Source organism: Desulfobacca acetoxidans DSM 11109 (assembly GCF_000195295.1).
GTDB lineage: Bacteria > Desulfobacterota > Desulfobaccia > Desulfobaccales > Desulfobaccaceae > Desulfobacca > Desulfobacca acetoxidans.
The window spans coordinates 443,582-467,706 of the sequence record NC_015388.1 but is presented as its reverse complement, the minus strand read 5'-3'; the positions used below and the strand labels follow the sequence as shown (position 1 = coordinate 467,706).

Sequence of the window (24,125 nt, the reverse complement as noted above, 5' to 3'; positions counted from 1 at the left end):
GGCAAGACCGGGCGAGGGTGCCGAGACTGGGCTTGGCTCCGACCCGCCAGATCTGACCTCCGAACCAGTTGAATTTCTAACCAGCCTCAAATTATCCGATTGTTTAATTTTTTAATTGCCAGGGGAGAAAAAATCAATATATTTTTCTTTACCGGCCGATAGAGTCTCTCAAGTAAGACCCAGACAGTCTAATCTCTTGAGTTATACCATGTTCTCTTTGAGACGCAACAAACTCTTGAAGATAGCCGGCGCCGAGGGGTTTTGTCATGCAGTGGCTGTTGTTCCAGAAAATCGGTTGCCCAGACCTTCAGGTCTGCGTCAAAAGGACCCCTTGAGGAGCACAGATTCAAAGGTTCCTGCCTTTCAATAGGATTTGCCGTGAGCTACATGGAAAAAAACTTCTGCCCCGGAGAGAAGGCCTGGGCCACCGGCATATGATTTCCATAGCTTGCGGATGCTTTTGAGAGAATGACAATTTGTAAGATAACTTGGGAATATACTTTTATTGTTATCTCGCCGCGAGAAACCGAAAACTCATAATTTTAGCAACATTATACCATATGCAACCTATCCTGTGCCCTTTATGTCGACAGAACGATACCCTCCCCGTATGGCGGAAAACGTATGGCGACTTGCAGGTTACCACGGTTTTGTGCCGATCCTGCGGTCTCGTCTACCATAATCCCGTGGTGCAGGACAGTGATCGGGAACGATTAGGCCTGACGCATCGCCAACTTCATACTAATGAGGCCATAAATCAGCGCCACCGCCGCCGGGTGCAGCAGCGGGTGGATCGGCAGACAGATTTTTTAGCCCCGATAATCCGGCCGTCCTGGCAGACCCTGGAGATCGGCTGTGGGTTGGGCGTCTTCAGTGATTGGCTGCACCGGCAGGGGTGCGAAGTTGTCGGTATTGAACCGGACTCGCAACAGGCAGCCTACGCCAGAGAGCACTACGGCATCGAGGTCATCAACGACCGCTTCGAAGAAATAGCCATCACCTCAGGTTTTGATTTTATTGCCAGTTCGCACGTTATAGAACATTTTCCCGCACCTTTGGCCTTTTTGCAGAAAGTCCGCTCCCTGGCCAAGCCCGAGGCCTGGCTCTTCCTGGAGACGCCCAATATTTTGGCGCCTAAGGTGGGGCCGCGGCGGGTGTTTTCTCTGCCGCATAATTATTATTTTTCCCCCCAAACCCTCACCGCGCTGTTGGCGCAAGCCGGCTGGCACGTTGAAAAGATGCGGGTTTTCCGACGGGATAGCTTTCAACTGGTCGCCCGGACTGCACCAGCGCAACCGGCTGTAACCGACGGCCTTCATGCCCGGGAGGTGCTCCAGGCCATTCGTCGCCACCGGTGGGTATATTATCTCTATCTCTTGTTCTTATGGCGCAAAATTCCTCTCTGGCAACGCAAGTGGATGTATCGTTTTCAGGATTATCTCTCTTAGCGAGGATAGTCTGATAGCAAAACAAGTTCCGAATTCCGGCTTGCACAGATAAGTTCTAAGGCTTTCTTTTTAGGGGAATGATCTTCCCCTTGCTGTCCGACTCCGGAGCCGGAGGAGGCGAAAGTTTTATTTTGGGAGAGATAAGTTCCAAACGCACCGGGGCCCCTCCCATAGTAAACTCTTCCCCCTGCAGGTGGCCTTCCTCTAAGATCCAGACGATACTCTGCAGAGGCAAGCCAAGAACCAGCAGCTCTACCTGATACCACCCGCGTTTCACATCAGCATTAATATCGTTTATCCGTGCAAAAAATGCCGGTTTATTTTCGATATGCACCAGCACTAGATCATTGATAGTTGCCATTTCAGCCCCGATTACCTATAATCGTACAAGACTCTTGCAAAGATCGGTTTTACTTCTGTGGGTTATATCGAGCCAAGTGGAGCATCTTCCCTTTTTTCTATGAAAATCCTTCACGGCCTAAGAATGACTAAAACCATCATCGTGCAAGGGATTCGTACGGCAGATTTAATCAGGTAACTTATCAATAATCAATCTCTAAAGCAAGTTTTCCAATGCCGTGAAAGTATTCGGGAGATCAGGTCGTGCACCGGGACGATGTTCAATTCTTGGCTTTAGGGGACGCCTTGCGACAGGATGAGCGCGGCTTTGTTTACTTTCCATTCCAGCACCCGCTGGCCGTAAGTCCCTCGTTAGAGATGCTGACCAGTTGTCATATAATTTCAATTCTGCCATCTCAGATGCGTGGTCAACATCAACACCCGTATAAGACGGAATGGCTTTACGTGTTTCATGGCCAGGGGCTGTTTTTCTGGCGTGATCGGGATGATTATCTGCAAAAACGACTTCTGGACGGCAACCATACGCTGGTGGTTATTCCTCCGGGTATACCCCACACTCTGCGCAATGAAGGTCCCGATTCTCTATACCTGCTTTCCTGGCGGGTGACGCGAGGTCCGGATCAGGACGAACCTGACACCGTACCAGCCCTTTTGGTGTGAGACGTTAGTCCTGGCGGTTTTCGCAGCGGTAATGCTGTATTGCTACGGAGAAGAAAATTTATTAAGGATAGCCAATTTATAGCCGTGATTATGAGAATGACCCTTTTATGAGCCGTTTTGCTATCATCTCGGATATTCATGGTAATCTGCCCGCCCTGGAGGCGGTGTTGGCCGACATCGAGAGGCAGGGAGTCAACGAAATCTACCATCTCGGGGATCTGGTAGGCTACAATCCTTTCCCCAATGAGACCGTCGCGCTGATTGCCTCCCGAGGCATTCCAGGTCTGCGGGGTAATTATGATCAGGCCGTATTAGGCCAGGTGGCAGATCCCGTCGGTGAGTTCCTCAACGCCCGAATCACCCCGATGGGTCTGGAGATTTACCATTGGACGTTGCAGAAGGTCAACGACCAGACCCGCAAATTCCTGGCCAGCCTTCCCCAGCAGATGACCGTGGCCAAGGAAGGTTGGCGATTTCGATTGACCCATGGCAGTCCCCGACATATTAAAGATTATGTCCGCCCAAGCTGGCCGGATGAGATGTTTTTGGAATTGTTGGCGGAGGTGTCGGAAGAGGTCTTATGCACCGGCCACACTCACATTCCGCTTATCAGGCAGTTCGATCGACAATGGCTGCTAAATCCCGGCAGTGTCGGCTTTCCCAAAGATGGCAACCCCCTGGCCTCCTATGCGCTGGTGGCGGTCGACCAGGAGTTGACCATCGAAATCAGGCGGGTGGAATATGATATCGAACGGACGGTCCGGGCTATTGGCGAACGAGGGCTGCCCCCCAAAGCCGCGGCCGACCTGCGGGCGGGCCGAAGGTAAGGTAAAAAAATTTTTACAAAATATGTAGAACTGTTTCATGTCGGCCGGAAGGGATAATACCGGCCTGCCGGAGAGATCGTTCCTGTTAGGATGAGAATATGGCTATTGCTGATAAAATGACCGCGGCGATGCAGTCGTCTTCCTGGATCCGCCGCATGTTTGAGGAAGGGGCGGAGTTAAAGGCACGCCTGGGGGCGGATAAGATTTATGACTTCACCTTGGGAAATCCTGATTTGGAGCCCCCGGACGCACTCAAAGCGGCTTTACTGGAGGTAGTGCAGGATTCCCGCCCTGGCCGACACGCCTATATGTCCAACGCCGGTTTCCTGGAAACCCGCCAAGTCCTGGCCGCGCACCTGAGCCGGGAGCATCCGTTGTCTTTCTCTCCCGATGACATTATCATGACCTGCGGGGCGGCTGGCGCTCTCAACGTTATTCTCAAAGCCCTATTGAACCCCGGAGAGGAAGTAATCATTCTTGCCCCTTTCTTTCCGGAATATATCTTTTATATCGATAATCACGGCGGCACCCCCCGGGTGGTGGAGACAGATGCGCTCTTCCAACTGGACCTGAACCGGTTGGAGGAGGCTATTAATACCCAGACCCGGGCGGTGATCATTAATTCCCCCAATAATCCCACCGGTCAGATTTACGAAGCCGCCCGATTGAATGCCCTCGGGGAACTGTTGACCGCGCACAGCAAAAAACATGGTCGTCCCATTTACCTTATTAATGATGAACCGTACCGCCGATTGACTTATGACGGCATCTCGGTACCCAGTATTTTTCAGGCTTATCCGAATAGTCTGGTGGCTACCTCATTTTCCAAGGACCTTTCTCTTCCCGGAGAGCGCATCGGCTATCTGGCAGTGAGCCCTCAGGCCCAGGGCCGCCAGGAACTTCTGGCCGGGCTGATACTAGCCAACCGGATTTTAGGCTACGTCAATGCCCCGGCCCTGATGCAGCGATTGGTGGCAAAAATGGCAGTGGTCACGGTCGACCTGACGCCTTATGTGCGGCGGCGGGAGCTTTTCTGCCAGATTTTGGCGGATGCCGGCTATGATCTGGTTAAACCTCAGGGAGCCTTTTATCTCTTTCCCAGATCGCCGCTAACTGATGACATCGCTTTTGTCGCGGAATTAAAGAAAGAAAACATCCTGGCTGTCCCCGGACGGGGCTTCGGCCGGGGAGGCTATTTCCGGCTGGCCTTCTGTACCCCGGAAAGCGTTATCTCGGCCGCCGCCGCTGGTTTTGCCAGAGCCAGGGCGAGAGTTGCCCAGGTTTAAACCGGGTTTCGAAAAAAGGTTAAGAAGTGAGCCGGCGGGGTCTGGAGGGCAGGTTGAGAAGATTCAGTCTGGTTGTGCTCGCCGGGTATCTTCTTTCCTATATTCCCTTGAGTTTGAGCGGATATCAGGTTGTCGCCAACCATGGCGGGGCAGACTGGCGGCAAGAATGGTGCCCTCGATTTCTGGTCGAGGATTATATCGCCCCAAGCGGGCGGACAAGGACTGCCTTGACCGGCCTGGGCATGTTGTACTGGCCTTGTATAAGCCTGGATCATATTTTATGGCACCGAACCGAGAATTATCCCTGAGCCTTAGGCTTATCGATAAAGCTCGATAAGTCGGCAGTAGGGAATATAACTCGTACATAAGCTGGAAGGCTTGCCTCTCGATGAACGCACCTGCTGCAATCCGCCTGGCGGAGCTGCTTCCATACGCGCTGTGCCTGCCGATTGCGGCTATTTTTAGGTCAAATGCACTAGTGAAACGCATCAGGAAGACATTGCGCCAAGGGTTGCCGAATGATTGGAGACTCTTGGTTGCCGATCGGGCGGCCCCGGATAAAGTGCCGATGGAGGTCCAGTCCGAACTCCGAAGGTTTAAATAACGCCGAACCTCTTGCGATAACCCCTGCTTTGGTTTAAGGTTATATAAGGGAAGGCGAGAGGTCTATGCGAGATCGCTTAGGAAAGCTGTATCAGTTATTCGATCATGAAGACAGCCTGCTTATTCTGATCGACGCCGATCCCGACTCCATTGCCAGCGCCCTGGCCCTCAAGCGGCTTCTGCGAGGGCATCTGACCACCCGCATCATCTCACCCATTCGACCCATAACCCGCCCTCAGAATTTAACCATGGTCCGCCTCCTGGAAATTCCTCTTGCTCCTTTTGATCAGATCCGGGCGGCTGATTTTAACCGGTTCGCCTTAGTGGACTCACAGCCCTCGCACAACCCGCGCTTTAGCGAATTTAGTTATGATCTGATCATTGATCACCACCCTCTGAATGCCCACACCCAGGCTCCATTTCTGGACATCCGGCCGGAGTATGGGTCCAATTCCACCATTCTGACCGAATATCTGCGACTGGCCAAGATCAAACCCTCCCTTAAATTAGCTACTGCCCTTTACTATGCCATCAAAACCGACACCCGGAATTTCGAACGATCTTCCAACGAAGCCGATATGCGGGCCTTTCACTTCCTGTTCCGCTATACCCGGCACGCTCTGGTCCGCCGCATCGAGAGCACGGAGCTCTCTCTGGAGATGCTTGAGTATTTTAAGCAGGGTCTTAATGCCTGTAAGAGGCTTAACGATCGGATGTATTGTTTTGTAGGTCGGGCGCCCAATCCCGATATTCTGGTTATCTTAGCCGAGTTTTTGCTGCGCGTGGTGGAAATCGGTTGGAGTTTTGTGGGCGGGGTCTATCAGGACAACCTGATCGTTATTTTTCGCAACGACGGCATCCGCAAACAGGCCGGCAAACTGGCAACTAGGGCCTTTGGTAAACTAGGATCGGCTGGTGGCCACGCCTCCAGCGCCCGGGCCGAAATTCCTTTAGCCCAGCTCCCTTCCTTGCCGAAGCCGGAGCGGCTAGAGGTGTGGAGACAATTCCTCATCGACCGGATCGAGGGCAACTGGCGGTTGAAAAAAACCAGGCCTGCCGCTCCGGCGCCGCAAACAGAATAGCCAGACCCTGGTTAATTTTTAGATCATAAGAAACTAAAAGACTGGATAGCTGATAATCATATCGGATTTTTGGCCGGAGGCAAGATCGCAGGATTGGGTCATGATAATAACGTCCTGGACGCCCACATCGAAGCCAAGTTCATCGTTTTCTTCTGGGAGGGGCCAGGGTAAATTTGCCGGAGGCCGGAAGACCGGGCAATTTTCTATTATCATTGTCTTATTCATATTCCTGCCCAAAACCTAACAACTTATTTTCATTTAAATATATCCCCCAAAGCGGTCAGAGTCAAATTTGGTGGCCCGCTTCCATATGGAGTGTATATTCTTTAGCATTTTCGGATAAATATGAAAAGAACAAAAACGACAGGTTTGGGCGAATCTGGTATCCACCTTTAGCTAGGAGCGAACACAAGATTCGTCGCCACATATGATAACAACTATTTTATGGTAATATTTTCAGCCCCGACCGGTAATTTCCTTTTGGGTGCGAACAGGTATGAGAAGCGGTATTAATTCAGGCGGCGAGCCGACACTACTCGGGGGATATACTGAAAATCACGCCGGATTTCCGCCGGAGTAAAAGCGCCGCCGTGGGCCAAAAGCTGTTCCACCGCCGCCGACTGACCCTGGCCGACTTCCAACGCCAACAGCCCCCCTGCTTTGAGATAGCCAGGCGCCGCCTGCACCAGCCGACGGATGACGTCCAGGCCATCCCCCCCGCCATCCAAGGCCAGACGGGGTTCATAATCTTTGATGTCCGAAGGTAGACGCAACCATTCCGCAGTAGGAACATACGGAGCGTTGGAAACAATCAGGTCAAACTGAGCTTCGGGACGGAGCGCTGCCAATAGGTCGCCCATGATAAACCGGATACGCTCCTCCACTCCATGCCGCCGGGCATTTTGCCGGGCCAGGCAGAGAGCTTCCCACGACTGGTCCAACGCCGTCACCTGCGCCTGCGGATGCTCTTTGGCCAGCACCACGGCCAGCACGCCGCTGCCGGTACCGACGTCAATAAGCCGCACAGAGGTTTCTTCGGCTCTTTGCCCTTGCAAATAAGCCGCCGCCACTTCCACCAACAACTCGGTCTCCGGTCGGGGAATGAGCACGGCCGGAGTAACCAGAAAGTCCAGGGACCAGAACTCTTGCCGACCGGTAATATATTGGGTCGGCTCATGCGCCAGCCGGCGTTTCAGCAACTTTTTATAGCAGCTCAGCTCGTTCTCGCCCAGGGGTTGATCGTAGTGGAGGTAGAGGTCAAGGCGGCTGCCGCCCAGGCAGTGGGCCAGCAGGACTTCGGCCGAGGGCCGGGGTTCGCTGACGCCCCTGGCCTCCAGATAGCTGCAGCTCCAGCGGAGAACTTTGAGGATGGTCCAGGCAGTGGATGGGGCCGAGGTCATGCCGCCTGTTGTTTTAGGGCTTCGGTGCGGTAATAGGAAACCAGGGCGTCCAGCAGCTCATCGAGTCCTCCTTCGAGAAAGGCCTCCAAACGGTAGAGGGTGAGACCCAGCCGGTGGTCGGTGACCCGTCCCTGAGGGAAGTTATAGGTCCGGATGCGTTCACTGCGGTCGCCGCTGCCCACCTGGCTCTTGCGATCCTGGGCCATTTTCTGGTGTTGTTCCTGTTGCTTGATATCCAGCAAGCGGGCCTGCAGCACCTTGAGGGCCTTGGCCTTGTTCTTGTGCTGGGACTTTTCATCCTGACAGGTAACCACCATCCCCGTAGGCAGATGGGTGATGCGCACCGCCGAATCAGTGGTGTTCACGCTCTGGCCGCCGGGGCCGGAGGAGCGGAAGACGTCGATTCGCAGCTCTTCCGGGCTGATCTGGACATCCACGTCCTCGGCCTCCGGGAGGATGGCCACGGTCACGGCCGAGGTATGGATCCGTCCCTGCGATTCCGTAGTCGGCACCCGCTGCACCCGATGCACCCCGCTCTCGTATTTGAGCAGACTATACACCTGCTGACCGGAGATCAGGGCAATGATCTCCTTCAGCCCCCCGATGCCGGTGGGATTGTGGCTCAGGATTTCAACCTTCCAGCCGTGTTGTTCGGCAAAGCGGGTATACATGCGGAAAAGCTCGGCGGCAAACAGCGCTGCCTCCTCGCCGCCGGTTCCAGCCCTGATTTCCAAGAGGATGTTTTTGGCGTCGTTCGGATCTTTGGGCAGCAGGAGGAAACGCAATTCATTTTCGAGATGTTCGAGCCGCTCTTTTAACTGCTGAATTTCTTCCCGGGCCAACTCTTTTATCTCTTCATCTGTTTCAGTTTTGAGAAGCGCCTGATTATTGTCGCACTCTCTCTCCACCTGCTGGTGCTGCCGAAAAATCTGGATTAACGGGCTCAGTTCGGCATGTTCCCGGGCATATTGCTGGTAGAGCTCCTGGTTCTTGATGGTCTCCGGTTCGCTCAACCGCGCTTCCAACTCCAGGTATCTGTTTTCAATGGCATGCAGCCGTTCAATTAACATAAGAATAGTGTTGCCAGCAAGCTGGCCGCTAAAAGGTTCATTCAGAAGTGTAGGCGTCTAGGGCCACACTGATAAGGGTAAAAAGGCTTGACTGGGGAGACGCTAAAGAACCGGCGGGGAAAGCTTGCACTCCTGGCCGACAACAGCCCGCAGGGCCTTCAACGCCACCTCCAACTGCTCATCGGAAGGCTCCTTGGCGGTCAGGCGCTGCGTCATCAATCCCGGCCACAAGACCACCTTACAGAGAGGATGGTCGGTATAACGCCCTCCAAGGCGGATGACTTCGTAGGAAATCGACGCAATCGGAAACATGAGGAGGATCTTGATCCCCACCTGTAAGAGATTAGTGGTAAACCTGCCACCGACCTGCAGTCCGGGCAACAGAGGGAAAAGCACGGTAAAGACAACAATACTGATTAACAGCACCACCAGGATAAAAGAAGTACCGCAACGGGGATGCCAGATCTGATGTTTCCTGGCATTTTCCACTGTCAGGGCCTCACCGGCCTCAAAAGTGAAAATGGATTTGTGTTCGGCTCCGTGATACTCAAAGACCCGGCGAATGTCTTTCAGGAACGAAATAAACCAGACGTAAAGGAGGAAAAAAACGATCTTGAGAACGCCGTCAACTACATGGAAACTGAAATTGTCCACTGTCAACTGTGCTCCCCAGAGCCACCCCGCCAAACCGCTCAGATAATGAGGCAATAGCCCGAAAAAGGCGATAGCCATGCCAAAGGCAAAAAGGATGGTCAGAAACATCTGCCAGGACGACAGCTGTTCCTCTTCTTCGTCCAAAGAGGCATGAGCTGAAAAACTCAGGGCCTTAATGCCGTAAACAATGGCCTCCAGGAGGATCACCGGACCGCGCAGGAAAGGCCACTTGAGAAAAGGAAACCGCTGTGCCAGGGTGTGCAGGGTATCTTCCTTCAGGACGACGGAGCCGTCAGGCCGTTTTACGGCAATGGCCAACCGATCTTGGGCCCGCATCATCACCCCTTCGATCACCGCCTGCCCACCCACCGGAAACGGGGGTTGATTACCCGCCATGTCGCCTTACTCCTGAGCCGCGTCGGCCTCGGCATTCTTGTTAAACTTCGCATACCGCTTGACAAACCGCTCCACCTGGCCGGTTGAGTCGATCAGTTTCTGCTTACCGGTAAAAAACGGATGGCACTTGGAACAGATCTCCACCCGGATATTTTCCTGCGTGGAGCCGGTAGGGAATTCAAAACCGCAGGCACAACGTACCGTGGTCTGATAGTATTTAGGATGAATGCCTTTCTTCATAGCGTGATCATCTCCTCATCTTACATTCCGGGTAACACTACCCGATTGTCATAACCTTTAAATTATAAACACATTTTTATAAAAAAACAAGCAGCAAATTGAACCAGTCTCTATCGAGGGGGAACCATCCGAGAGAAGGGACATCACCCCAGGATTATCTTCGGCTCCGCCGGCAGGAGACGGTAAAGCAAATGTCTTAGCGCTATTTCCTTGCCGGCACCTCTTAATACAATATATATTATCGTTTACTGATTTTCATAACCTGTAAATTACCCGCAAACCATGAAAATCATTTGCCGGTGGAACAGGCTTTCTAGCCTGTACAGACCCTAATTCTTGACCAACAACCGGAAACTATATTTATTCAGTAAAACCGCGGGCTTATAATTCTGCAAGAAAGATCACTGATGCATGGACGCCGCCGTAGAACAGTTTTTCCAGCATCTCATCGTTGAACGTGGTCTGGCCCCCCTGACGGTGGAAGCCTATGCCCATGACCTGGCGGGATTGCGTTCCTTCCTGACAGGACTCGGCCGCAGCCGGTGGGATGAAACGACCCTGGAAGATCTGCAATTTTTCTTGAATCATCTCGAAGAGCAAGGCGTTGGCCCCCGCAGCCGGGCTCGTAAACTCAGTGCCGTCCGACAGCTCTATCGTTTCCTGCTGCGCCAGGGAACGACTTCGCATAATCCCCTTGAATGGCTGGACTCTCCTAAGCTCCCCAAAGGTCTGCCTACGGTATTGGGGCTGGAGGAAGTAGATCGCCTGTTGGCTGCCCCTGATCCAACTACGCCACTAGGTCAACGCGATGACGCCATGCTCGAATTGCTGTATGCTACCGGTATGAGGGTGTCGGAGTTGGTGGGTTTGACCGCCTCGCAACTCGACCTTCGCCGCGGTGTGGTTTTGGTCCGGGGTAAGGGTGGTAAAGAACGCCTGATTCCTATGGTCATGCGGGCGGTGGAAAAGCTGCAGCTCTACTTGCAGTATGTCCGCCCGGTTCTGCTCAAGCGACAGAAAACCCCAGAGCTCTTTTTAAACCGCTCCGGAACCGGTTTAACCCGTCAAGGTTTCTGGAAGATTTTGAAAGGCTACGCCCGGCAAACGGGTCTTCCCAAGGACCTCAGCCCCCACACCCTGCGGCATTCTTTTGCCACGCATCTGTTGTGGCAGGGCGCCGACCTCAGGGCCTTGCAGCTCCTCTTGGGACATGCCGACATCTCCACGACCCAGATTTATACGCATCTCCACACCGCTAGATTGCAGGAAATTCATCGGCAGGCCCACCCGCGCGGGTAATGCCTGGTGCAGACGATAAACTTTCACGATATAATGAGATTGAATCTGTCGGCCAAGCTTCCCGCAGGTGCAGAGAAGCTAATCTCCGCCCTCCGAAGCCGCCGCCGATGGCACGGAATCTGGTCCCCAAGCTTCTCTTGATTAGACCTTCCCGTGGAGCCAGGTCCGACAGGATAGGCAGTTGGGACGGGTATTGCTGGTACCCGGTTATCGGCGACTATAGGGCGTAAAAAATTCAATACTTAGAAATCTTACCGGGACTGCTGTGACGAAGAGAACCTTAGAAGTTATCACTACCCATATCAATGCCGACTTTGACGGCTTGGCCTCGATGGTAGCGGCCAAAAAGCTCTATCCGGATGCTATCTTAGTCTTTCCCGGGTCTCAAGAGAGGAACCTGCGGGATTTTTTTGTCCGCTCCAGCCTCTATTTCCTCAACTTCGCCAAAATCAAAGATATTAAGCTGGAGGACGTAAAACGCCTGATTCTGGTGGACACCCGCCAGGCTACCCGTATCGGTAAATTCGGCGACCTGTTTCCTAATGACGAGGTGGAGATCCATATTTATGATCACCATCCCGACTCTCCTGACGACCTTGTTGGCACGGTGGAAATTGTCCGTCCGGTTGGCGCTACTGTCAGCATGCTTATCCAAATGATCCGGGAACGGGGGCTCTCCCTTTCTCCTGATGAGGCTACCATCATGGCCTTGGGAATTTATGAGGACACGGGCTCATTCACGTTTGCCTCCACCACGCCGCTGGAGTTTGAAGCGGCCAAATTTCTTCTGGAGCATGGGGCCAATCTCAACACCGTAGCCGAAATGCTCACCCGGGAACTTACTGTCGATCAGGTGGCCCTGTTAAACGACCTGATCCGCAATGCCGTCACCATTAATATTAGCGGCATTGAGATTGTCCTGGCCCAGGCTTCAGCCTCCCAATACATCGGTGATTTTGCCGTCTTGGCCCACAAGTTTATGGATATGGAAAATATCCAGGTCTTATTTGCCCTGGCCCAGATGGAAGAACGGGTATTCATCGTCGGCCGCAGCCGTTTGGGGGAGGTTAACGTCGGAGAAATTCTGGCCGAGATGGGTGGGGGAGGCCATGCCTACGCCGCCTCCGCCACCGTTAAGGCCGTGCCCTTGGCCCAGGTAGAGGAGAAGCTGCGGAAAATTCTACAGATCAAGATTCACCCCCGGCGCAACGCCCGAGATCTCATGTCCTACCCGGTGATGTCGGTTGATCCCGCCACCCCTTTGGCCGAGGCTCACCGCTTCATGACCCTGCATAACATCAACGCCTTGCCAGTTATGGTCGACGGAGATCTCAAGGGTTTGATTAATCGCCAGATTGTGGAAAAGGCCATCTTCCACGGTTTGGAGAATCTGCCGGTGCAGGAGTACATGACCACGGAAATTGCGGTTGTAGATCCTGAGGCCACCCTGTCTGAAATTCAGGATCGGCTGGTCATCAACAAACAACGATTATTGCCGGTCGTGGAGGATGGTCGGGTATTGGGGGTCATAAGCCGTACCGACCTGCTCAATCTTTTGATGGCTCCGGATATCGGTACCGAAGAGAATACCGATAAAGAACACGGCCCGATGATCCGCAAAAAAAATGTCAGCGGCGTCATCCGGGAACGCCTGCCTCAAAATATTCTTAATATTCTCAAACAGGTAGGCCGGGTAGCAGATGAGTTGGGGTATAATGCTTATGTGGTCGGTGGTTTTGTGCGCGACCTTTTCCTGCGGCATGAAAATCTTGACATCGATCTGGTCATCGAAGGAGACGCCGTCACTTTTGCCCGACACTATGCCTCGCGCTTCCAAAATGTCCGGGTGCGGGTTTTTCAAAAATTTAAGACCGCAGTGATTATTTATCCCGATGATTTTAAGGTGGATGTGGCTACGGCGCGCACGGAATATTACGAAACCCCGGGGGCCTTGCCGATTGTGGAACGCAGCTCCCTGAAAATGGACCTCTATCGCCGGGATTTCACCATCAACACCCTGGCGGTGAAACTCAACGAAAGACACTTTGGCATCCTCATCGACTACTTTGGGGCCCAGCGTGACCTCAAAGACGGCCGCATCTCGGTGTTACACAACCTCAGCTTTGTAGAAGACCCCTCGCGGGTTTTTCGCGCTATCCGCTTTGAGCAGCGCTTCGGCTTCAAGATCACCAAATTAACGGCCAACCTCATTGAGAATGCCGGCCGCATCAACTTCTTTGACCGCCTTTCCGGCACCCGCCTGTTCAGCGAACTGAAGCTGATCCTCATGGAGGAGAATCCCATCCCGGCCATCTCCCGGTTGGCGGAGTTCGATCTGCTCAAGTTCATCCACCCCATGTTGCGCTACGACGCCAACACTACCTGGCTCCTGGACCAGATTCGCGGAGTCCTCTCCTGGCATGACCTGCTGTTCCTGGAAGACTCTTATGAACGCTGGTACGTCTATTTTCTAGGTCTCATCGAGCCCTTAAAAGAAGAGCAACTACTGGAGCTGACCCGGCGGCTCAATATGCAGACAAAATTTGCCGAGACCCTGCTCTGGGCCAAAGGGGCCGCCGACCATACCCTCTTCCGCCTCTACCAGAGGGAAAATCCTTCTCCCAAAGAGATTTATTATCTCCTGCACGAACTCTCGACCGAGTTTCTGCTCTATATGATGGCCAAAACTCGCCGGGAAGGCTCCAAGAAGGCTATTTCGCTCTTCATCACCCAACTCAGGAACGTTCGACCTCACCTGGCCGGGAAGGACCTGTTGGATATGGGCTATGAACCCGGTCCTCGCTACAAACGTATATTGCAACACCTGTTAGACGCCCATTTGGACGGTCAGGTGCAGACCAAAGAGGACGAAATCGCCTCTGTCCTTAGGCGCTTCGGACCGCCGACCAAGGACTGAGTAAAAATAGCACCAGCCGGGATGCAGGATATTGGCCGGCATGAAAAGAAAAAGAGCCGCCCGGGAAAACCCCAACGGCTCAAAAGATGCACTTTTGGTGGAGATGGCGGGATTCGAACCCGCGACCTCTAACATGCGAGGCTAGCGCTCTCCCGACTGAGCTACATCCCCATATACTTTATGGTATTCTATTTCATTGACCATTGTCAAGCAGCCGGGGCGAATACAAGATTCGCCCCAACGATTAATATCTGTGGTTTATGGCAAATTGGTGCAATGATACCTCATCCTCCGGGCTGAGTGATTGCCGTCAGTTTCCAGGGGCCATTGCCGATCGGGCGCACAAAGGTCCAATATTCTTCAAATTTCACCGGCTCGGTATCGCTGCCGGCCAGGACTTGGTTGGTTCCGGCATCCACGGTGTAATCCAGCAGATTGGCCAGGAAGCCGACGGTAATAAAATCCTGTCCTTGCTCCTGCCAGGCCTCGGAGATTTCCACCTGCCGAACGGCGATGTTTTCTAATTTATTTATCTGACCCTTGGCCTTCAGCTCCTGTAATTCCTTATCCAGGATATCATAGAATTCCGGTGTGGTCAGATCTCTCATGCTAGAGACTTCCTGGCGCATCCAGGCACCCTGCAGTTTGAAGAAGACATCCTGAACCATCTCCTTGAACGTCGCTTCGTTGAAGCTCGGGTCCATCCGGCGGATAGGCTCTAATTCGGTCTGCAAATCGAAGGCTGGCAACTGCGGCGCCGCCGGTTCGGGATAAAGGAGTGTAGCCCCATAGGTTTTGCCGCCTCCTCCACCGGACTGATGGGCTTGCTGCCGCCGCCGATTCAACAATCGATAGCCCAGATACAAGATGCCCCCGATAATAAGAATTTCAAACAGCCCGATGGAAGAACATCCCCCACCGCCGGTTGCGGCCCCGCCGGCATGACCGGAACTGCCAAAGAGCATGTTGCCGATCATACCGCCCAGAAGACCGCCAGCCACTCCGCCAGCCACACCCCGCCAAAAACCGCCGGTTGCCGGTTGCGGTTGCGGCGTCGGGGTCGCCATTCCCGGACGCGTCTGGGTTCCCGGGGTTACGGTCTGCGGCCGGGACGGCGGCGGGCTAAAGGTCTGCCGCGGCGGTGCCGTTGAGCGAGAACCCCTAAAACCGCCGGAGCGGCCCCCGCCAATCCGGGCCTCGGCCAGATCCACCAAGGCGGCGGACATCCACAGAAACGTACACAATACCCCAAAGACGGCCCAAACACCGTTCATTCTCTGTTTCATAAACACTCCTCTTAGGTTGATGAACTCGTTAAAAGTCACGATCAAGGATAATAACCCTCAGCTAAGCAATAAAGCGTTCCAACGCTTATGAAAATAAACTCGACAACCGTTGACTTTTACGGGATCATCAGGAGGTGGAGTTTCATGCTGCTGCTGATATAATGAATATATTAATAATGTTAATAATATTTTTCCATTATGGCAAGGGTAATCCTTTTCTGCCCTTAGAAATCGGCCTGTAATTCTACTTTTTTAAATTTTCGCTTTCCGACCCGCAGCAGATAGGTCTGTCCTACGGGCAACTCCAGCTCCACGCTGCTGACCTTCTCGCCGTCCACCTGAACGCCGCCCTGTTGAATCAGGCGGCGGGCTTCCGAGGTCCCGGCTGCCAGACCGGCCTGGTGCAAGACCTTGGGCAGCCAGATCGAGTTTTCAGTCACTGCCAGGCATATTTCTTCAATCTCCTCGGGCAACGCCCCCTCCCGAAAGACGGCGGCAAACTGTCGTGCTGCCTCTTCGGCCGCCCCTGGGCTGTGGTAACGGGCCACCATCTCCTTGGCCAGATTTTCCTTGGCCAGGCGGGGATGTAGGACGCCGGAGGCCAGGTCGTCTTTCAGACGCGCCAAAGCTCCCACCGACAGGTCACTCAACAGCTCATAATAGCGCAGCATGAGCACATCAGAGATCGACATGATCTTACCGAACATCTCTTGTGGGGGTTCATCGATGCCGACGTAATTCCCCAGGGATTTGCTCATCTTGTTAACGCCGTCCAAACCCTCCAGCAGGGGCATGGTGAGCACCACTTGGGGCTCCTGACCGTATTCCCGCTGCAGCTCCCTCCCGACCAGCAGGTTGAACTTCTGATCGGTCCCTCCTAACTCAACGTCGGCCCGCAAGGCGACCGAGTCGTAGCCCTGGACCAGGGGATAGAGGAATTCGTGAATACTGATAGGGGCGTGGTTGACGAAGCGCTGGTGAAAATCCTCCCGCTCCAGCATCCGGGCGACGGTGTGTCTGGCGGCCAGCTCAATCAGCCCCTGGGCGCTCATAGCCTTCATCCAGCGGCTGTTAAAATCGATCAGGGTCTTTTCCGGGTCCAGGATTTTATAGATCTGGCGCTCATAGGTGAGGGCGTTGGCCTTAACCTCCTCTTCGGTCAACGGTTTTCTGGTCTCGCTCTTGCCGGAGGGATCGCCGATCATGCCGGTAAAGTCGCCGATGAGGAAGATCACCTGGTGGCCTAATTCCTGAAAATGTTTCAGCTTTTGTATCAATACGGTGTGGCCTAAATGCAGGTCCGGGGCCGTGGGGTCAAAACCGGCCTTGATCCGCAGAGGCTGGCCGCTGGCCAAAGATCGTTTGAGTTTGGCGGCCAGTTCCTCTTCCAATAAGATTTCCACCGCCCCTCGGCGGATAAGGGCCAGTTGGTTGTCGACGGTCATGTGTTGCTGCTTCTCCTTAATCAAAAAATATAGTTTCTGGTTTTTGGTTTTCGGTTATTGGCCAAAAATAAGTTCTGTACCGGCTAGGAAGCCTAGGCTGCCAATAACCCATTTCCTTGGTTTGTGGGTGATGTAGAAATAATGACACTTACATCTCTTGTCTTGGAATCAAAATCCCAGCCATCGTACCGGCCGCTCTTTGCGGGGGACGGGCGGCGGAGTCTTGGCGGAGTAGCCGATCGGGGTAATGGCCAATAGGTGCCGGTCCTCCAAACCGAGATATTTCAAGAGTTCTTTCTCCCGGCTGAGAACGCCCGACATCCAGCAAGCCCCCAAGCCCTCGGCTTCAGCAGCCAGCAACAGATTTTGCATCAAGGCGGCGCCACTCTGCACGTACATTTCCTGGGAGAACGGGTCCGGATCGCGCCAGACGGTGACGGCGATGACCACCGGGGCGCCGCCCAGGTTTTTAAAAAACTGGGTGACAAAGGCGACCCTCTCTTCATCAAAAAGCTTACTCAGTCTGGGTGCCATATCCTCAGCCGCCAGGGAGGCCAGGGCGATAAATTCTTCCCGAAACTGGCCGGTCAATACCGTAATATCCCAGGGCTGTAGATTAGTCCCCGACGGCGCCCATAAGGCCGCTTCCACCACCCGCTGCAGGACTTCCCGAGGTACCGGATCGGGCTTATACATCCGGTGGCTGCGGCGGTTTTTGATAGTTTCATAAACGTCCACGGCGATACCTCCAGGTAGATTCTTGACGTCATCCACAAATAAGAGGGCAGATATTCATAACCAAAGGATACAATTTATTATATATTAGCCCTATCCTAACCCTCTTCCCCAACAGGGCAAGAGGATCAGAGGAAAAAGGCATAGAATCTCTAAGCCAAAAACCTAAAACCGTCTCACTCACCCGGCTGTAGCTGTTGCACCAGATGCACCCGTCGCCATAGATCGGGCTGCAAGGCGTCCAACAGAGCGATATGCAGACCGGCGCCCGCCAGGAGGCTGAGGCAGGTTATTTCTACCTCTAGCGGATACATTTGGCGGAGGCCGCTGCGCAGATTGGAAAGTCCCGCCATGGTGCGGCCCGGCTCTCCCAAAATGGCGCCGCTGGCCAGCAAACGGACGGTTTTGACCACCGCCGCAGTCTGATCAAAGGCGTCCGGCCAGCTCAGGTTGGGCAGCACCGGATCGAAAATCAGCCGCGTCGGCTCCAGTCCGGCGCTTAGGGCTGCTTCCCGAAGGCGCAGCGCCAACAGGATCTTCTCCTCCAGGGTCGGCGGCGTCATGGAACGTTCGTCCAAGAGTAACAGTACCAGATCGGTCCGGGCCGCCGCCGCCAGCGGCAAAATTTTTCTGAGCTTTTCCTCCTCCAGGGTCAAGGCGTTGAGAACAGGCGGCCGTTCGCACGCGGCCAGGCCCCTCTGTAAGATCCGAGCGTGGGGGCTATCCAACATCAAGCGGGTGCGGCTCACCTCCTGAACCGTCTCTACCAGAAAGGTCATCCGGTCTTCGTTTCGGAGCGAGAGATACCCCGGATTGAGATCGAGGAGATCGATGCCGGTCTGATCCAACCGGCGCACTAGTTCCTGTAAGGGTCGTTTATCTAACCGTTCAAGAGCCTCAGCCACCACCGGGTTCAAAACGTTGAGATTGTCGGCCGCAATGAGCATGGCTTGAACAAGGCTCCCATTCTTCACCTGTCAACCCGAACGGGGTTGAAGGGGTATTTACGGCTGCTTCCCTCGCCCATTCGGCCAACCGATAATAATAATCGGCTTCGGCGGACTTCCCCCGCCTGGCGCAACCCTGGGCGTAGACCGTCGCCTTAGCTGTCAGGGTATCTCTGACCCTGGTCCGGTAGTGCTCCGGCAGATCGGCGTCGCCCATCAGCTTCAACAGGGCTTGCACCCGGAAACGATCCAACCCCCATTGGCGGGATAGTTGATCAGGGCGTCCTCCCCGCTTGACCACCAAAGGCTCGGGAATCAGGTTCACGTCAACCCGCCAGGCCAACCGCAGCCAGAGGTCATAATCTTCACAGGCCGGCAGGGTCTCATCAAAGCCGCCCACCTGCCAGAATACCTGTCGGCGCAGCATGACCGCCGACGGACTTACGAGGCAGAGCTCCAGCGAGGGGAGAAAGATACTCCCTCCCCGCTTGCGGTGCCTGCGGCCCGGATTGACTCGCACTCCCCGGCGCAGCCAGACCTCTTCGGTCTGGCAGATGTCGACCCCCCGGTGGGCGCCGATAAAAGCCAACTGCACCTCCAGTTTCCGGGGTAGCCAGAGATCATCGGAATCCAGAAAGGCCAGCCACTCCCCTCCGGCCTGCCGGGCGCCAGTATTCCGGGAGGTGCTCACCCCCTGGCGCCTCGCCTGGCGGATAATCCGGATGCGGTCCTGATAGTGGGCCAAAATCGCCGCCGTCCCATCCTCGGAACCGTCATCCACCACTATCAGTTCGAAATCCCGGCAGGTCTGGGCCAGCACCGAGTTTATGGCTTCTCCCACCACATCGGCCCGGTTGTAGGTGGGAATAATGACACTGACCAGGGGGGCTGGCATCATAAGCTTACCTTATCATGACCTCCGGGGCTTGACAACAAAAACACCCAGTTAGCTAAAAAACGGCGCCGGTGGCAGTCACCTGAGGTTTCTAATTGACAGCCGCAGGTCTTTTGATACAAACCTATCCTATTGCCATCTTATGATTTTATCCAATAAGCTACAACCAGACTTAAGAACCGGAAAAATTACCTGAAATGATTATACACGCGAGTTGCCCAAATCAGGAAGTCAGTTTGGATTATGCTCCATAGATGATTTGACAAAATATATCAAATTCTTATAATAAATTCATAATTACATAAAATGTGAAGATACACAAGAGAACACAAAAGAGAAGGCAAGCTTACCAGGAGCAGACAGCCATGCCTCTAGTAAAAATGATCCGGGGTGGCCAAGTTACTTTTCCGAAAGTCTTCAGGGATAAATTTGGCCTTAAGGAAGGCGACCTGATGGAATACGAGATCAGGGAAGACGGTATCTTCTTCAAGCCCAAACAGGTGATCGACCGGGGAGGAGCGTTAAAAACCTTTTCCCGGGCGATCGCTAAAATACAGGCAAGGTCTGGAAATAAATTCAAGCACCTGAGCGAGGAAGAGCTTTATGGCCTCATAGAAGAAGCGGTTGAGTCGGTCGACAAGCCCAAGTCCAAAAGAAGATGATCAAAACCGTTATCGACGCCAATGTCTTCGTAAGCTCCGCATTAGCGCCAGGATCAAATCCGGACAAAGTCATCGGCCTCGCCAGGAAGGGCAGAATAACCTTGTTAATTTCGCAGGATATTTTAAAAGAGATCAGGACCGTTTTTATGTATCCCGAGATAAAACGACGGCTTAAGATTACGGCCAAAGAGATTGACGAGTTTCTAGCAGAAATTGCCAAGCCGGCCCTGATTACCCCAGGCGTCCTAAATCTCAAGGAGGTTAAGGCCGACCGCAAAGACGATAAATATTTGGTTTGCGCCGTGGAAGGCCAAGCTGATTATATAATCTCGGGCGATAAGCATCTGCTCAATCTTGATAATTACTACGGCATAAAGATTGTTACCCCGGCTGTTTTCTTAGAAATGTTTATGGATTACTAAAAAAATACAGTGGGCAGTGGGAATTTGTGTGGCGGGAATCGCAGATCGGCGTAAGCCAAAGCGAAGCGCATCCCGCCGCAGTTGGAAAATGATTGCTGCACCGGCAACAAAGCCTGTGCCACCGGTTGATGATTATCCTGGCGTGCGGGTGCTTTTGAAAGAACGGCAATTATTAGGTATTTTAGGCACCCATCCGAGGTTTCTACTTGACAGCCGCAGGTCTTTTGATACAAACCTATCCTATTGACATCTTCTGATTTTATCCGATACGCGACAAACCAAAGTCCACGAATGAAAAGATAAGGCCTGCCGCCATGCCTTGCATTATTATTATCCTGGCCGCCCTGTGGATCTGGCCGGTTAGTCTGATCGCCACGATGGCAGCAAACCAGCCGCCGCCACGATCGGAGGCCGGACTCAAGACGTATTATCCGCTCCCGGGCCGTATTGCCCTGTGCGGCAGTGAAGTTCCCTTACAGGAACCGGACGTCAGGGAAGATCTGGACCGGGAATTCACTATCATCCTCTGGAGCCGCACCCAGACGACCCTCTGGATTAAACGGGCGGCCCGTTACTTTCCTTATCTGGAAAAACGCCTACAGGAAGCCAGGCTGCCGGAGGACCTGAAGTATGTCGTCATCGTGGAGAGCGACCTGCGCCTGGAGGCCCGTTCCCCCAGCGGGGCCATCGGTCCCTGGCAGTTCATGAAACCCGCCGCCAACCGGTTTCTGCTCAAAACCGAGGTAAAAATTGATGATCGCTACGACTTTATGCGATCCACCGAGGCCGCCTTGCAGTACCTGGCCATACTGTATCGCGATTTTAAGAACTGGCCCCTGGCCCTGGCGGCGTATAACTGCGGTGAGGGCCGGTTGCGAAAGGCCATTCAGGAACAGGGTGTAGCTGACTACTATCGACTCGATCTTCCGGACGAAACCGACCGTTATGTTATGCGGCTGATTGCCGCTAAGATTATTCTCAGCGATCCGGCAGGCTACGGCTATGACGTTCCTGCCGAAGACCTCTATCCCCCGCTGCAACCTGATCAGGTGGAGTTTGTCTTGGACCAGGAAATTCACCTGCGGCAGGTGGCCGAGGCCTGCGGCAGTTATTATAAGAAGCTGCGTCGTCTAAACCCGCGTCTACAGTCTGCCACCTTGCCTCCTGGGATGTATCGGCTGAATGTCCCGGCCGGAACCGCCCCTCGTTTTTACGACGCCTATATTCACGGTCGGCTGGTGGCCGAGAAAAAGGGACCGTAACCCGGAAAAACGGGAGGCGCGGCGATTTTCCGTCCTACAGATTGACCACTGGCTACTGACTACTGATACCCCGAGGTCTAAAAACCGTGTCCCAACCCTTGTCCGCCGCCGTTGACCTGATTGTGTTGGGCGGCATGATCCTGACTCTGAATGAGGCCAACGACATTCATCAGGACGGCGCCTTAGCCATTCGAAAAGACACCATCGTCGCCGTAGGGCCGCGGCCGGAAATTCTGGCTCGATTTTCGGCCGCCACTGTCTTGGATTATGCCGCTGACATCATCCTCCCCGGTCTCATTAACGCTCACACCCACGCCGCCATGACCTGTTTCCGGGGTCTGGCGGATGACCTCCCGTTAGAGGTCTGGCTCAACGATTACATCTTCCCGGCCGAACGGCAGATTTCGAGAGACCTGGTCTACTGGGGGACAAAATTGGCCATCGCCGAGATGCTGCTGTCCGGCACAACCACCTTCTGTGATATGTATCTTTTTGCCGATGCCGTGGCCCAGGCGGCTCGGGAAGCCGGAATGCGGGCGGTGGTGGGCGAAGTCCTCTATGACTTCCCTTCCGCCAACTACGGCCCCAAGGATAACGGCCTCAGGTTTACCGAAGAATTGATCCAGACCTGGCGTCATGATCCGCTCATCCGGGTAGCAGTACAGCCGCATGCGGTCTATACCTGCTCTCCGGATCTACTCAAACGCTGCGGCGAACTGGCCGAGCGCCATGACACCCGCCTGATCATCCACCTGTCTGAAACCCGGCAGGAGGTGGCCGACTGCCAACAGCACTATGGCGCCTCCCCGGTGGAGCATCTCTTTAACCTGGGTTTATTGAATACCCGCCTGGTCGCCGATCACGGCGTGGCGCTGAGCCACCATGATCAAGATTTACTGGCTGCTCAAGGGGTTAGCGTCGTGCACTGCCCGGAAAGCAACATGAAGCTGGCCTCCGGCGTCGCCCCGATCGTCAGCCTGTTGGCCAAAGGCGTCAACGTTGCTTTAGGAACTGACGGTTGCGCCTCCAACAATAACCTGGACCTCTTTCAGGAAATGGACACTGCGGCAAAACTGCATAAGGTATACCATCTGGATCCTACGGTCATGTCAGCCAGCACGGTGCTTCATCTGACTACAGTGAGCGGGGCCAGGGCGCTCAACCTGCACGATCGCATCGGTTCGCTGGAACCGGGGAAGCAGGCCGATCTCATTGTCATCGACTGTGACCGGCCGCACCTGACGCCGATGTATCAGCCATATTCCCAGTTGGTCTATGCCGCGATGGGCGCCGATGTGCGCACTGTCGTCATCGCCGGGCGCCCGGTTGTGCAAGACCGCCGTTTGTTAACCCTGGATGTTGAGGAAGCCATGGCAAAAGTCCGGGAGTATGCCCGGCAGATAAAGGCCAAGGTGGAACCTCGTTAGTATGACTTGGCTGTCTTAAAAAAGGGAGGAGCTCATGGACAAATCCGCCTCAGATATCGGCTTTCAATATCTCAGGGAAACCAGGTACATGCGGGACAATCTGCGGGCCGAACCTCTGGTCCACTACCCCCGCAGCCCGCTATATAAGACCTATCCGCCGGAAACCAGACGTCTCAAACTTCCTGCGGTGCCTCAGACCCTCCAGGCTGACTTCTGGCGCTGCGTCCATCAGCGCCGGTCACTGCGGGACTATACCGCAGACCCGATTACTCAGGAACAGCTTGCGGCCCTGCTTTGGGCCAGCCAAGGGATTACCGCCAGTCAGCAGAACTTCGCCTATCGGGCGGCCCCCTCCGCCGGCGCCCTCTATCCGGTAGAGACATATGTCGTGGTACACCGGGTGGAAGAAATTCCACCTGGCGTCTGGCATTTCCAGGTTCCCGAATTTTCCCTGGAGATGGTGACCCCCGGCGATTTCCGCCGCTCCATCGTGTTGGCCGGACTCAATCAACAATTCCTGGGAACTGCGGCCGTGGTCTTTATCTGGACTGCTATCCTCGGACGCTCGCTCTGGAAATACCGGCAGCGGGCGGTCCGCTACCTCTTTCTGGATGCCGGCCACGTCTGCGGCAACCTGCAGTTGGCTGCTACTGCTTTGGGGCTCGGCTGCTGTCCGGTGGCGGCTTTTTTCGATGATGAAGTGGAAAACATTGTCCATGTCAAACCTGAAGAGGAGATCGCCGTCTATCTGGCAGCAGTGGGGCGGTTGGCTGGTAAGGTCTGACTCTATTAACTGAGAACT

General features: G+C 54.2%; 23 protein-coding genes and 1 tRNA gene. 12 read left to right on the top strand and 12 right to left on the bottom strand.

Translation table 11 applies throughout. The features are described 5' to 3' along the window. Positions 1-560 precede the first annotated feature (560 nt). On the top strand, positions 561-1,448 hold the full coding sequence (locus DESAC_RS01900) for a class I SAM-dependent methyltransferase (protein ID WP_013705387.1): 888 nt from the start codon (positions 561-563) through the stop codon (positions 1,446-1,448). 55 nt (positions 1,449-1,503) lie between these two features. Here DESAC_RS01900 and DESAC_RS01895 read toward each other — a convergent pair whose 3' ends face one another. Further along, the gene (locus tag DESAC_RS01895; protein WP_013705386.1) at positions 1,504-1,809 is read right to left on the bottom strand and encodes a hypothetical protein; all 306 of its coding nucleotides are present in this window, start codon (positions 1,807-1,809) and stop codon (positions 1,504-1,506) included. A 242-nt stretch (positions 1,810-2,051) separates the two neighbouring features. On the opposite strand from DESAC_RS01895, the gene DESAC_RS01890 reads away from it, so the two are divergent. From DESAC_RS01890 to DESAC_RS01865, 4 genes are all read left to right on the top strand, one after another. Beyond that, a complete protein-coding gene (locus tag DESAC_RS01890) occupies positions 2,052-2,468 on the top strand; it encodes a cupin domain-containing protein (protein WP_041283740.1) in 417 nt (138 codons plus the stop codon). Between the two features lie 107 nt (positions 2,469-2,575). Then, positions 2,576-3,295 carry a metallophosphoesterase family protein gene (locus DESAC_RS01885; RefSeq protein ID WP_013705385.1) on the top strand — a complete coding sequence of 240 codons (720 nt, stop codon included), beginning with the start codon at positions 2,576-2,578 and terminating at the stop codon, positions 3,293-3,295. A gap of 98 nt (positions 3,296-3,393) precedes the next feature. Continuing rightward, positions 3,394-4,581 (top strand): pyridoxal phosphate-dependent aminotransferase, encoded by a 1,188-nt coding sequence (locus DESAC_RS01880; protein WP_013705384.1) that lies wholly within the window; start codon positions 3,394-3,396, stop codon positions 4,579-4,581. Between the two features lie 668 nt (positions 4,582-5,249). Next, positions 5,250-6,266 (top strand): DHH family phosphoesterase, encoded by a 1,017-nt coding sequence (locus DESAC_RS01865; protein ID WP_013705383.1) that lies wholly within the window; start codon positions 5,250-5,252, stop codon positions 6,264-6,266. A gap of 33 nt (positions 6,267-6,299) precedes the next feature. Here DESAC_RS01865 and DESAC_RS01860 read toward each other — a convergent pair whose 3' ends face one another. From DESAC_RS01860 to rpmE, 5 genes are all read right to left on the bottom strand, one after another. Then, positions 6,300-6,479 (bottom strand): hypothetical protein, encoded by a 180-nt coding sequence (locus DESAC_RS01860; protein WP_041283735.1) that lies wholly within the window; start codon positions 6,477-6,479, stop codon positions 6,300-6,302. Positions 6,480-6,775: 296 nt separating this feature from the next. Next, positions 6,776-7,666, bottom strand: a complete 891-nt coding sequence (prmC, locus tag DESAC_RS01855) for a peptide chain release factor N(5)-glutamine methyltransferase (RefSeq protein ID WP_013705382.1) — start codon at positions 7,664-7,666, stop codon at positions 6,776-6,778. Then, the gene (gene prfA / locus DESAC_RS01850; protein WP_013705381.1) at positions 7,663-8,736 is read right to left on the bottom strand and encodes a peptide chain release factor 1; all 1,074 of its coding nucleotides are present in this window, start codon (positions 8,734-8,736) and stop codon (positions 7,663-7,665) included. Before prfA ends, prmC begins: the two co-directional genes overlap by 4 nt. A gap of 102 nt (positions 8,737-8,838) precedes the next feature. Further along, entirely contained in the window at positions 8,839-9,786 is a 948-nt protein-coding gene (locus DESAC_RS01845; RefSeq protein WP_013705380.1) for a DUF1385 domain-containing protein, read from the bottom strand. 6 nt (positions 9,787-9,792) lie between these two features. Then, entirely contained in the window at positions 9,793-10,026 is a 234-nt protein-coding gene (gene rpmE / locus DESAC_RS01840) for a 50S ribosomal protein L31 (RefSeq protein ID WP_013705379.1), read from the bottom strand. A gap of 411 nt (positions 10,027-10,437) precedes the next feature. On the opposite strand from rpmE, the gene xerD reads away from it, so the two are divergent. Both xerD and DESAC_RS01830 read left to right on the top strand, forming a co-directional pair. Beyond that, on the top strand, positions 10,438-11,325 hold the full coding sequence (gene xerD, locus DESAC_RS01835; RefSeq protein WP_013705378.1) for a site-specific tyrosine recombinase XerD: 888 nt from the start codon (positions 10,438-10,440) through the stop codon (positions 11,323-11,325). A 265-nt stretch (positions 11,326-11,590) separates the two neighbouring features. Beyond that, positions 11,591-14,242 (top strand): CBS domain-containing protein, encoded by a 2,652-nt coding sequence (locus DESAC_RS01830; protein ID WP_013705377.1) that lies wholly within the window; start codon positions 11,591-11,593, stop codon positions 14,240-14,242. A gap of 95 nt (positions 14,243-14,337) precedes the next feature. Here DESAC_RS01830 and DESAC_RS01825 read toward each other — a convergent pair. The 6 genes from DESAC_RS01825 to DESAC_RS01800 form a co-directional block, all read right to left on the bottom strand. After that, positions 14,338-14,413 (bottom strand) — tRNA-Ala (locus tag DESAC_RS01825). A gap of 113 nt (positions 14,414-14,526) precedes the next feature. Continuing rightward, a complete protein-coding gene (locus tag DESAC_RS01820) occupies positions 14,527-15,528 on the bottom strand; it encodes a Tim44 domain-containing protein (protein ID WP_013705376.1) in 1,002 nt (333 codons plus the stop codon). A 224-nt stretch (positions 15,529-15,752) separates the two neighbouring features. Further along, positions 15,753-16,973, bottom strand: a complete 1,221-nt coding sequence (gene tyrS / locus DESAC_RS01815; RefSeq protein WP_013705375.1) for a tyrosine--tRNA ligase — start codon at positions 16,971-16,973, stop codon at positions 15,753-15,755. Positions 16,974-17,141: 168 nt separating this feature from the next. Then, positions 17,142-17,711: a nitroreductase family protein gene (locus DESAC_RS01810; protein ID WP_013705374.1), complete on the bottom strand. Its 570-nt coding sequence runs from the start codon at positions 17,709-17,711 to the stop codon at positions 17,142-17,144. Between the two features lie 173 nt (positions 17,712-17,884). Then, on the bottom strand, positions 17,885-18,655 hold the full coding sequence (locus DESAC_RS01805) for a dihydropteroate synthase (protein WP_013705373.1): 771 nt from the start codon (positions 18,653-18,655) through the stop codon (positions 17,885-17,887). Next, complete coding sequence (locus tag DESAC_RS01800; protein WP_013705372.1) at positions 18,606-19,553, bottom strand: glycosyltransferase family 2 protein; 948 nt, start codon at positions 19,551-19,553, stop codon at positions 18,606-18,608. The genes DESAC_RS01805 and DESAC_RS01800 overlap by 50 nt, the downstream gene beginning before the upstream one ends. Positions 19,554-19,915: 362 nt before the next feature. Between DESAC_RS01800 and DESAC_RS01795 the strand changes: the two genes are divergently transcribed. The 5 genes from DESAC_RS01795 to DESAC_RS01775 all read left to right on the top strand — a co-directional run bounded on the left by DESAC_RS01795 (position 19,916) and on the right by DESAC_RS01775 (position 24,107). Further along, a complete protein-coding gene (locus DESAC_RS01795) occupies positions 19,916-20,212 on the top strand; it encodes an AbrB/MazE/SpoVT family DNA-binding domain-containing protein (protein WP_013705371.1) in 297 nt (98 codons plus the stop codon). Then, positions 20,209-20,634, top strand: coding sequence for a putative toxin-antitoxin system toxin component, PIN family (locus DESAC_RS01790; protein ID WP_013705370.1), 426 nt, complete (start codon positions 20,209-20,211; stop codon positions 20,632-20,634). Before DESAC_RS01795 ends, DESAC_RS01790 begins: the two co-directional genes overlap by 4 nt. 314 nt (positions 20,635-20,948) lie before the next feature. Beyond that, on the top strand, positions 20,949-21,896 hold the full coding sequence (locus DESAC_RS01785) for a lytic transglycosylase domain-containing protein (RefSeq protein WP_013705369.1): 948 nt from the start codon (positions 20,949-20,951) through the stop codon (positions 21,894-21,896). An 86-nt stretch (positions 21,897-21,982) separates the two neighbouring features. Further along, positions 21,983-23,323: an amidohydrolase family protein gene (locus DESAC_RS01780; protein WP_013705368.1), complete on the top strand. Its 1,341-nt coding sequence runs from the start codon at positions 21,983-21,985 to the stop codon at positions 23,321-23,323. Between the two features lie 34 nt (positions 23,324-23,357). Then, positions 23,358-24,107, top strand: coding sequence for a SagB/ThcOx family dehydrogenase (locus tag DESAC_RS01775; protein ID WP_013705367.1), 750 nt, complete (start codon positions 23,358-23,360; stop codon positions 24,105-24,107). Positions 24,108-24,125 lie beyond the last annotated feature (18 nt).